The 10,481-nt window shown below is 75.3% G+C and carries 9 protein-coding genes; 3 read left to right on the forward strand and 6 right to left on the reverse strand.

Annotated features, from left to right (window positions below):
- Positions 1-2,532: a hypothetical protein gene (locus AC1DWH_RS12765; RefSeq protein WP_477093990.1), complete on the forward strand. Its 2,532-nt coding sequence runs from the start codon at positions 1-3 to the stop codon at positions 2,530-2,532.
- A 64-nt stretch (positions 2,533-2,596) separates the two neighbouring features.
- Here the strand turns inward: AC1DWH_RS12765 and AC1DWH_RS12770 are convergent, their stop codons facing one another.
- From AC1DWH_RS12770 to nirB, 6 genes are read right to left on the reverse strand one after another with little or no spacing between them, the layout of a single operon-like run.
- Positions 2,597-3,319: an alpha/beta hydrolase family protein gene (locus AC1DWH_RS12770; protein ID WP_477093991.1), complete on the reverse strand. Its 723-nt coding sequence runs from the start codon at positions 3,317-3,319 to the stop codon at positions 2,597-2,599.
- 6 nt (positions 3,320-3,325) lie between these two features.
- On the reverse strand, positions 3,326-4,054 hold the full coding sequence (locus AC1DWH_RS12775) for a sirohydrochlorin chelatase (RefSeq protein WP_456846567.1): 729 nt from the start codon (positions 4,052-4,054) through the stop codon (positions 3,326-3,328).
- Positions 4,051-5,169 carry a uroporphyrinogen-III synthase gene (locus AC1DWH_RS12780; protein WP_477093992.1) on the reverse strand — a complete coding sequence of 373 codons (1,119 nt, stop codon included), beginning with the start codon at positions 5,167-5,169 and terminating at the stop codon, positions 4,051-4,053. Before AC1DWH_RS12780 ends, AC1DWH_RS12775 begins: the two co-directional genes overlap by 4 nt.
- A complete protein-coding gene (gene cobA, locus AC1DWH_RS12785; protein ID WP_477093993.1) occupies positions 5,166-6,401 on the reverse strand; it encodes a uroporphyrinogen-III C-methyltransferase in 1,236 nt (411 codons plus the stop codon). The genes AC1DWH_RS12780 and cobA overlap by 4 nt, the downstream gene beginning before the upstream one ends.
- Positions 6,398-6,772 carry a nitrite reductase small subunit NirD gene (gene nirD, locus AC1DWH_RS12790; RefSeq protein WP_477093994.1) on the reverse strand — a complete coding sequence of 125 codons (375 nt, stop codon included), beginning with the start codon at positions 6,770-6,772 and terminating at the stop codon, positions 6,398-6,400. The genes cobA and nirD overlap by 4 nt, the downstream gene beginning before the upstream one ends.
- Positions 6,769-9,351 (reverse strand): nitrite reductase large subunit NirB, encoded by a 2,583-nt coding sequence (gene nirB / locus AC1DWH_RS12795; protein WP_477093995.1) that lies wholly within the window; start codon positions 9,349-9,351, stop codon positions 6,769-6,771. The genes nirD and nirB overlap by 4 nt, the downstream gene beginning before the upstream one ends.
- Positions 9,352-9,487: 136 nt before the next feature.
- Between nirB and AC1DWH_RS12800 the strand changes: the two genes are divergently transcribed.
- Complete coding sequence (locus tag AC1DWH_RS12800) at positions 9,488-10,018, forward strand: DUF1697 domain-containing protein (RefSeq protein ID WP_477093996.1); 531 nt, start codon at positions 9,488-9,490, stop codon at positions 10,016-10,018.
- Between the two features lie 14 nt (positions 10,019-10,032).
- Positions 10,033-10,479 carry an HIT family protein gene (locus AC1DWH_RS12805; protein ID WP_477093997.1) on the forward strand — a complete coding sequence of 149 codons (447 nt, stop codon included), beginning with the start codon at positions 10,033-10,035 and terminating at the stop codon, positions 10,477-10,479.
- Positions 10,480-10,481 lie beyond the last annotated feature (2 nt).

The raw sequence follows: 10,481 nt of genomic DNA on the forward strand, positions 1-10,481 counted from the left end.
GTGCGACGCACGACCACCACGGCGGCGGCAGCCGTCGTCCTGATCCCCCTGCTCGTCTGCGCGGCGGGCTCCCCCGCGCTCGCCGCCGACTCCGGCGACGTCGCCGTGACCAACACCGAGACGATCCAGGCCCGCCTCTCGGCCACCGGCGCGTTCCAGGAGGCGCGCGTCTACGACCAGCTCGCGCTGAGCGGCCACGGCACCACGACCATCACCAACCCCGTCTCGACGACGGGGCTGCGCAACCTCGACGGCTTCAGCGGCTACAAGGTGGTCGACGGCAAGCTGGTCACCACGCTGAGCGTCGACGGCGAGCGCCGCGAGCGGTCGGTGAGCACCTACGACAAGGACCTCCCGCTCACGGTCGAGGTCACCTACACGTTCGACGGCAAGCCGGTCCAGCCGGGCTCGGTCGTCGGCCGGAGCGGCACGCTCGGCGTCCACTACAAGGTCACCAACACGACCGGCAGGACGCAGGACGTCACCTACGACGACGGCACCGGCGCGCAGGCCACCGCCTCGGCCCAGACCGTCATCCCGATGATCGGCCAGCTGGTCACGGTCCTGCCGTCGACGTTCACGGACGTCCGGTCCGACGAGGCCGGCATGGCCGGCGACGGGCACGGCGGCACGCGCATGCAGTTCCAGATGACGCTCTTCCCGCCGATCGGGTCCGACACCGCCGAGTTCGGCTACACCGCTCAGGTCACCCACGCCGTCGTGCCCACGGCGAACCTCACGTCGATGCCCGTCTCGCCCCTGGACTACCCCTCGTTCAAGGGTGGCGCGGAGAGCTACAAGTCCGGCGCGCAGAAGGGCGTCGACCTCACCTCCGGCGCCCTGCAGATCGACGACTCCGTGCTGCAGCTGCACGACGGCGCGGCCCAGCTGCTCGCGGGCCTGATCCAGCTGCGCGACGGCGCGGCGACGCTCTCGACCGGCCTGCACGGCGAGGCGGCACCCGGTGCCGCCGAGCTGGCGACCGGCCTGAACGGCGAGGCCGCCCCGGGCGCGGCGAAGCTCGCCGCCGGGCTCAACGGCCTGGCGATCCCCGGCGCGGCCAAGATCGCGGCCGGCCTCAACGGGCAGCTCTCCCCCGGCGCCGCGCAGCTGGCCGCGGGGCTCAACGGGCAGGCGGTCCCGGGTGCCACGGCTCTCGCGCTCGGCGCGTCGCAGCTGGACGCGGGCCTGGCCGACGCCGTCGCGAAGGCCCCGCAGCTGATCGGCGGCCTGGCGCAGGTCGACGCCGGTCTCGCGCAGGTCGACGGCGGCCTGGCCAAGCTGTACGGCGACATCGGGACGCTGCCCACGCAGGCGCAGCCGCTGCACGACGGCATCAGCTCCCTGCGGGCCGCCATCGGCAGCACCACGACGCCGGGCACCCTGCTCGCGGGCGTCGACCAGCTGCGCCAGGGCGTCTCGGGCGCAGCGACGTCCGCGTCGACCCTCGCCGCCGGGTCCGTGCAGCTGGGCAACCAGCTCTCGGCAGCCGTCGCCGCGCTCACCGCGCTGCGGGCGGGCATGAACGCCGCGTACCTCGGTCAGTACGACACCGTCGTCGGTCAGCTCTCGGGCGGCGTCCCGGTCCTCACGGACACCGCGGACCCGGCCACGATCGCGGGCGGCGCGACCGCCCTCGGCCAGGGGCTGAGCGGCGCGGCCACCAACCTCGCCAAGGTGGAGTGCGGCCTCAGCGCGGCGGCCCTGCCCGGCGTGTGTGACACCACCAGGCCGGGCCTGCTCCAGGGCCTCGCGGGTGTCGACGCGGGCGTCACCGCGCTGGTCAGCGGCGTCGTGACGAACGTGCAGGCGGGCGTGGGCGACGGCGACGACACGAAGGTCGACGGCACCCTGCGCGGCGGCGTGCACTCGCTGCAGGCGGGGACCGACCAGCTCAGCGACGGCGGCGCGCTGCTGAGCTCGGGCCTCGGCCAGCTCAAGGCCGGCTCGTCCCAGCTCAACGGCGGCCTCGGCACGCTCTCCTCGAAGCTGAAGGAGGCGGCCACCGGCTCCACCCAGATCGCGGACGGTCTGACCACGGCAGGGTCCGGCGCGTCGGAGCTGGCCACCAAGCTGCAGGAGGCCGGCACCGGCTCGAGCAAGCTCTCCGCGGGCATCGCCGCGGCCGCGGCCGGCTCGCAGCGGCTCTCGGCCGGCCTCAGCGCCGCCGCCGACGGGTCGACGCAGCTGTCCGACGGCCTGAACGACGCGGCCGACGGCGCACCGCAGCTGGTCGACGGCACCCAGCAGCTGTCCGACGAGGGCACCTCGCAGGTGGTCGTCAGCGGGCAGGAGACCGCGGCGGACTTCGGCGTGAAGTACGCCGTGCTCTCCGCCGGCGCCGAGCGGGCCGCGACCGAGGGCATGGCGTACGGCGCACCCGAGGGTGCCGTCGGCGCGACCGCCTACTCGATCGACATCGCCGGGGCCGACGGCTCCGGGGCCAGCTCGATGGGTCGGCTCATCGCGGCGATCGCCCTGTTCGCCGCGGGCATCGGCCTCGCGACGTTCGCGCGGCGCCGGTTCGTCTGACCGCTGCCCGCCCGGCACACCGAAGGCGTGCGACCTCCCCCCGGGTCGCACGCCTTCGGTCCGTCTAGCCCTCGAAGCCCGTGGCGAGCAGGGCGTCGATCGCGTCCTGGACCTGCGCGCGGTGCGGCGAGGTGAACAGCTCCACGCCGTGGGCGCGTCCGCTGACCTCGAGGAACGTGCTCGGATCGTTCGTGCGGGAGACGGCCCGGGACGAGCTGACGGCGACGTTCGGGTCGTCGGTCGACGCGATCACGAGAAGCGGCCCGGTGTAGTCGCTCGACGCGGGCATCGCGTTCAGGCCGTCGAAGCTGGCCGGCGGCCCGAGCGCCACCACCGCCACGGGGTCGACCTCGTCGGCGAGCGCCGCCGCGTACGTGCCCCCCTTCGACGCCCCGACCAGGGCGACGTCCTGCGCCCCGAGCCCGCGCAGCACGTCGACGGCGCCGAGGAAGCACGCCTGGTCGTCGGCCGACCAGGCGAACGTCGCGACGAGGTAGCCCTCCCCCGCGAGCCTCTCGAGCTCGCCGGCCCACTGGCACGGGCCGCCCTCGCTCTGCGGCGCGAGCACCACGCCCTTCGTCCCGGTCCCGGAGAACGCGACGAGCGTGGGGTCGTCCTGCGGCCCGGTGGTGACGGCCGTGGTGCCGTCGGGCAGGCACGAGGGCGTGTCGGCGGGGCGGGTGGAGGCGGCGACGCGGCTGGGGGCGGGCGTCGCCGTCTCGTCGCCGGACGGCGCGCACCCCGCGAGCCCGAGCGCGAGGACGGCCACGGCGACGGCGGTGCGCACGACGGCTCAGGTCGCGGCGTCGTACCGGTCGAGCACGATGTCGACCAGGCGGCTGTCGGGCGCGAGCGGCTCGGCGACGACGTCGGCACCCGCCTCGAGGACGCGGTCGTAGAAGTAGCCGGGGGCGAGCAGGTAGGAGGACACGACGACGCGGCCCCCCGGCGGCCTGTCCTCCCGCGCGCTCGCCACTGCGGCCGGCACCCGCGGCTCGGCGCCGGCGCCGTAGCCGATCGTCACGGGCTGGTCGATGCGGTCGGCCAGCCCGGCGGCGATGGACTCCACGGCGAGCGCCGCGGCGGGGTCGGTCGAGCCCGCGGCGGCCAGCACCACGGCGTCGTCGGCGCCGAGCCCCACGGCGTCCAGGCGGTCCACCAGGATGTCGACGAGCCGGGGGTCGGGGCCGAGCGGGGAGGCGGCGGTGGCGCCGGGCTGGTCGACGGCCTCGGCGATGTCGACCTTGACGTGGAAGCCGACGGACAGCAGGAGGGGCACCACGACGGCCCCGGACGCGTCGCTGTCCAGCGCGTGCGCGACGACGTCGGCGACCTCCGGCTCCTGCACGTCGACGAACGCCTCGCGCACGTCGAGCTCGGGGCGGGCCGCGGCGACGCCGGTGAGGATCGACCGGACGGCCGCCCGGCCGGCGACGTCGTCCGTGCCGTGGGAGCAGCCGACGAGGACGGGCCCCTCGAGGTCGAGCGGGACCGGGCCGCGGGCGTGCAGTGCGTTCGTCATCCGACCTCCTCCAGCTGGAGACGGTATCCCCTCTTGACCACCGTGCGAATGAGCGACCGGCTGCCCGTGGCCTCACGCAGGCGCGCGATCGCGACCTCGGCGGCGTGCGGGTCGCGCGAGTCGCCCGGCAGCGCGGCCAGCACCTGGTCGCGGGGGACGACGGCGCCGCCCGCCGCGGCGAGCAGCCGCAGCACCTCGAGGCCCGTCGGCGTCAGCGCGAGCACGTGACCGTCCAGCACCGCGGTCCCGCGATGGACCTGCAGCGGCCCGGCGATCGTCTGCAGCGCCTGGAGCCCGCCGTAGTGGCCGACCAGCGCGCGGACGAGGGAGCCCAGCCGACCGCGGTCGGGCACCAGCGGGGCGATGCCACGCTCCTGCAGGGGCTTCGCCGTGATGGGACCGACCGCCGCCATCAGCACGTTGCCGCGCCGGGCGAGCGCGACGATCTTGTCGGTGACCCCGGCCTCGTCGGCGGCCGCCAGCCAGGCGGCCGCGCCCGGCGCCGAGGTGAAGACGACCGCGTCGACCTCGCCCGCCGCGACCGCGCGGACCGACGCGGCGACGGCCTGGGGGTCCGGCGGCGGCCCCCAGCGGTAGACGACGAGGCTGCGCACGCGGGCACCGGCGGCGGCGAACGCCTCGTCGAGACCGTCGGCGCCCGCCCCGTGGTGCTGGACGGCGATGTCCCGCCCGGCGACACCCTCGTCCAGCAGCACCTCGGCGATCTCCGCGCTGGTCTCCGACTCGGCCACCCAGTCGGCGGTGAGGCCCGCGGCCTGGATCGCACCGCGCGCCTTGGGTCCCCGGGCGACGATGCGCGCGCCGCGGAGCATCTCCACCAGCGGCTCGTCCAGGCCCGCCGCGTCCGCGGCCTCGATCCAGCCGCGGAACCCGATCCCCGTGGTCACGACGACGGTGTCCGGCGGGTCGGCGAGCAGCGAGCGGGTCCCCTCGAGCAGCGCGGCGTCGTCGGTGTGCGGCACCATCCCGAGCGCGGGCGCGTGCCGGACGGCGGCACCGCGACGCTCCAGGGCGGCCGCGAGCTCGGCGGACCGGCGGTCGGCGGTGATGAGCACGACGAGGCCGGCGAGGGTCTGGTCGATGGGTTCGCTCACGGCGACATTGTGACGTGTGCGGCCGCCGTCGTGCCGACGTCGAGCAGCCCCGCGGCGGCCACGGCGCCCAGCACGATCACCGCGGGGGCCCGCACCCCCGCCGCGACTGCCACCTGGACGACGTCGTCGAGCCGCGCACGCGTCACGCGCTGACCCGGCAGGGTGCCCTCCTCGACGAGCGCGACAGGCGTGGCGGGGTCCGCCCCTGCCTCGAGCGCCTCGCCGGCCAGCGTCGCCAGCGCGCCGACGCCCATGAGCACGACGACCGTGCAGGAGGCGTCCCGCACGCCTGTGAGCGCCGCGGACGACCAGCCGTCGTGCCCGTTCATCACGTGCACGGCGCCGACCGTCCCGCGGTGGGTGAGCGGGATCCCCGCGGCGGCCGGCGCGGCGAACGCGCTGCTCACCCCGGGGACCACCTCGACCGCGACGCCGGCCTCCCGGCACGCGAGCACCTCCTCGCCGCCCCGCCCGTACACGAACGGGTCGCCGCCCTTGAGCCGGACGACCGTGCGACCGCGCTGCGCCTGCTCCACCAGGATCCGGCCGATCTCGTGCTGCGGGACCGGGTGGTGGCCAGGCGTCTTGCCCACGTCGATGACCTCGACCCCGGGCGCGAGCTCGTCGAGGACCGCGACAGGACCGAGCCGGTCCGTGACCACGACGTCGGCCTCGGCGAGCGCCCGGCGACCGGCCAGGGTGAGCAGCCCGACGTCCCCCGGGCCGCCGCCGACGAGCACGACGCGCCCGTCGCCGGTGCGACGGCGGCGCAGGTCGACGCGACCCTCGCGCAGGTGCTCGGCGAGGGCGTCGCGGACCACGGCCGTGCGCCGGGGGTCGGGCGAGCCGGTCGAGACGACGCCCACCAGCACGTCGGCCTGCTGCGTCGTCGCCGGCGTGCGCGCCGAGCCGGCCGACCCGTCGCCCGCGTCGACGCAGAACGTCCGCCGCGCCGCCGCCCACGCGACGACCGCCGCGTCGGTGGCCCGGTCGCCGGTGGCGGTGTGCACCAGCCAGGCGCCGTCCAGGTCCGGCTCCTCGACCTCGCGGGAACTCCACTCGACGAGCCCCCCGCGATGCAGGTCGAGCAGCACCTCGCACAGCTGCGGCGCCACGACGACGACCCGCGCGGCGTCGGCGAGGAGGGCCTGCACCCGGCGGGCGGCGACCGGCCCGCCGCCCACCACGAGCACGCGACGGCCGGTCAGCTCGAGCCCGAGCATCGTCGTCATCGTCCGACCTCCACGAGCCCGTTGCGCACCCGGACCGGCCAGGTGCGCAGGTCGGCGGCCAGCCCCCGCACGGGAACCTTGCCGGCGGGGTCGAGGCAGCGACCGGTCGTCAGGTCGAAGACCTGCTTGTACATCGGGGACGCGACCGTCGGTACCTCGGCGCCGTCGACGGCCCGGGAGCCGACGATGCCGCGGGAGACCACGAACGCGTCGCTGAACGGGTCGTGCTGCTGGACGGCGAGCACCCGCCCGTCCACCAGCCGGAACAGGGCGATCTGGTCCGGCCCCAGAAGAGCCGCGGCACCGCGCTCGGGGGCGAGGTCGTCGACGCGGCAGACCAGGGTCCACACCGCCGTCTCCAGCACCGTCATGAGCGGACCTCCAGGGTCGTGCCGGCGACGAGGACCGGCTCGCCGCGCAGGGCGGCCGCTCGCTCGTCGGGCGTGGCCGGGCGGGACTGGCCGCGCTCCGGCACGTACGCGAGCGACGGGTCGGGGGTGTCCGGGGCGTTGACGAAGCTGGCGAACCGGCGGAGCTTCTCCGGGTCCTCGAGGGTGGCCTTCCACTCGTCCTCGTACTCCACGACGTGATGGGCCATCTGCCGGTCGAGGTCGTCGGCGATGCCGAGGGAGTCGTCCATGACCACCGCGCGGACGCCCTCCAGCCCGCCCTCGACGTCCTCGATCCACGGCGCCGTGCGCTGCAGCCGGTCCGCGGTGCGCACGTAGTACAGGAGGAACCGGTCGATGGTGCGGACCAGCGTCTCGGTGTCGAGGTCCTCGGCCAACAGCTGTGCGTGGCGCGGCGTGAAGCCCCCGTTGCCGCCGACGTAGACGTTCCAGCCCTTGTCGGTGGCGATGACGCCGACGTCCTTTCCGCGGGCCTCGGCGCACTCGCGGGCGCAGCCGGAGACGCCGAGCTTGATCTTGTGCGGCGACCGCAGCCCGCGGTACCGCAGCTCCAGCATCACCGCCAGCGCCACCGAGTCCTGCACGCCGAACCGGCACCACGTCGACCCGACGCACGACTTCACGGTCCGCAGCGACTTGCCGTAGGCGTGGCCCGACTCGAAGCCCGCGTCGACCAGCCGCTGCCAGATGAGCGGCAGCTGGTCGATGCGGGCGCCGAACATGTCGATCCGCTGGCCGCCCGTGATCTTGGTGTAGAGCCCGAAGTCCTTGGCCACCTCACCGATGGCGATGAGCCCCTCGGGAGTCACCTCGCCGCCCGCGATGCGTGGGACCACCGAGTACGAGCCGTCCTTCTGCAGGTTGGCCATCACGTGGTCGTTGGTGTCCTGCAGCGTGGCCCGCTCGCCCTCCAGCACGTGCGCGGGCGACGTCGTCGCCAGGATCGACGCGACGGTCGGCCGGCAGATGTCGCAGCCACGACCCTCCGCCCGGGTGCCGAACCGCTCGATGACCTGCGTGAACGACGAGGCCCCGCTGACCCGCACGGCGTCGTACAGCTGCGCGCGGGACAGGGCGAAGTGCTCGCAGAGCGCCGTGCTGACCTCGATGCCCTGGGCGGCCAGCTCGGTGGTCACCAGCTTCTTGACCAGCGGCAGGCACGAGCCGCAGCTGGTGCCGGCCCTGGTGCAGGCCTTGACCGCACCGAGGTCGGTGCAGGCGTGGTCGGTGACAGCGCCGCGGATCGTGCCGGCCGAGACGTTGTTGCACGAGCACACCGCCGCGTCGTCGGGCAGCTCGAGCTCGGGCGCTCCCCCGCCGCCCTCGGGCAGCAGGTACGCGGCCGGGTCGCCGGGCAGCTCGCGGCCCAGCATCGGGCGCAGGCCCGCGTACGCGCTCGCGTCGCCGACCAGGACGCCGCCGAGCAGCGTGCGGGCGTCGTCGGACATCACGAGCTTCTTGTAGACGCCGCCGACCGGGTCCGCCCAGACGATCTCGAGAGCACCGGGCGTGACCCCGAACGCGTCCCCGAAGCTGGCGACGTCGACGCCCGAGAGCTTGAGCTTGGTCGCGGTGTCCGCCCCGGGGAACTCCGAGGTGCCGCCCAGCAGCCGGTCCGCCGTGATCTCGGCCATCGCGTAGCCCGGGGCGACCAGGCCGATGCAGGCGCCCTGGATGCACGCGACCTCGCCGACCGCGGACACGTCAGGGTCGCTGGACAGGCAGGTGTCGTCGACGACGACCCCGCCGCGCTCGCCGATCTCCAGGCCCGAGGCGCGCCCCAGCTCGTCGCGGGGGCGCACGCCGGCGGCGATCACGACGACGTCCGCGTCGACGCGGCCGCCGTCGGCGAGCTCCAGGCGGCCCACGCCGCCGCGGCGGTGCGGGCGGATGCGCGTGGTCATGGCGTGGAGCCGGACGCCGACGCCCAGCTGGTTGATGAGCCGGCGCAGGGCCTCGCCGCCGCCCAGGTCCACCTGGGCCGACATGAGGTGCGTGCCCACCTGCAGGACGGTCGTGCGCGCTCCGAGGGCCTGCAGCGCGCCGGCCGCCTCCAGGCCGAGCAGGCCGCCGCCGAGGACCGCGCCCTTGACCACCCGGTCCTGCGACAGGTTCTCGACGTACCCGCGCAGCGCCGCGACGTCGTCGACCGTGCGGTAGACGAACACGCCCGGCAGGTCCGCGCCCTCGAGCGGCGGGACCCACGCCGAGCTGCCGGTCGCCAGCACCAGGTGGTCGTAGTGCTCGACCCGGCCGCGGGCGGTCGTCACGGTCTTCGCGTCGCGGTCGACGTGCGTCACGGCGTCGTCGCGGACCAGCGTCACCAGCGGGTCGGACCAGAGCGCCGGGTCGCCGAGGGCGAGGTCGTCGGCGTCGCGGCCCGAGAAGTAGCTGGTCAGCGCCACGCGGTCGTACGGGCGGCGCGGCTCCTCGGCCAGGACGGTGATGCGCCACGCGCCGGCGGTGTCGCGGTCGCGCATCGCCTCGACCAGCCGCTGCGCGACCATGCCACCGCCGACGACGACGAGGTGCTGGTTCATGGTGTGCTCCGTCTGGCTGGGGTCCGGGGGCGCCTCCCACGCTAGGAACGGCGTGTTTCCGTGGGGGGTGCTGCTCCGTTACCCCGGAGGAACCTTTCCCGCACACGGCGTCGGTGCACGGTGTGAGAGTGAGGGCATGAGTCCCGTCATCGCCCTCCTGCGGGCCGCGAACGTCGGCGGTCGGACCATCAAGGCCGCCCAGCTGCGCGCCGCCGCCGAAGGCCTCGGCCACACTGAGGTCGCCACCTACGTGAACAGCGGCAACCTCGTGCTGGTGCCCGCGGGGGCCGCGTCCGCGGTGGGCCCCGGGCTGTCCGACGCCCTGTCGGCGTCGCTCGGCTTCGACGTCCCCGTGCTCACCCGGACGCTCGCGCAGTGGGACGCGATCGTGGAGCGGCTGCCGTTCACCGACGAGGCGGCGTCGGACCCGTCCCACCTGGTCCTCTACTGCTGGGACGGCACACCGGCGACGGGCTTCGACCCGACGCCCTACGGCAACGAGACGGTCGCGTTCGCCGGGCACGAGATGTACGCCTACTTCCCCGACGGCATCGGACGCTCGAAGCTGACCCTCCCGCTGATCGAGAAGTCGACCGGCCGCCGCGGCACCGCCCGCAACTGGAACACCGTGCTCGCCCTGCAGCGGCTCGCCCGCGAGCGCGCCTGACTAGCGTGGGCGCCATGAGCACCCTGTTCACCAAGATCATCGGCGGCGAGATCCCCGGGCGGTTCGTATGGGCCGACGACGTCGCCGTCGCCTTCGGCACCATCGCCCCGATCACCGACGGGCACGTGCTGGTGGTCCCGCGCGCCGAGATCGTGCAGCTCACCGAGGCCCCCGACGACGTTCTCTCCCACCTGGTCCTGGTCGCCCGCACCATCGGGCAGGCCCAACAGCGTGCCTGGTCCGCGCCGCGCGCCGCGGTGCTGGTCGCCGGCTTCGAGGTGCCCCACCTGCACCTGCACGTGCTGCCCGCCTGGGACGAGGCCAGCCTGACGTTCCGCAACGCCCGCACCGACGTCCCCGCGGCCGAGCTGGACGCCGCGGCGTCGCGGGTTCGCGACGCGCTCGTCGAGCTGGGCCACGGCGCCCACGTCCCGCCGTCCCTGGGCTCCCCCGCGCTCTGATC

This window comes from Cellulomonas sp. P2_F12 (genome assembly GCF_056403775.1).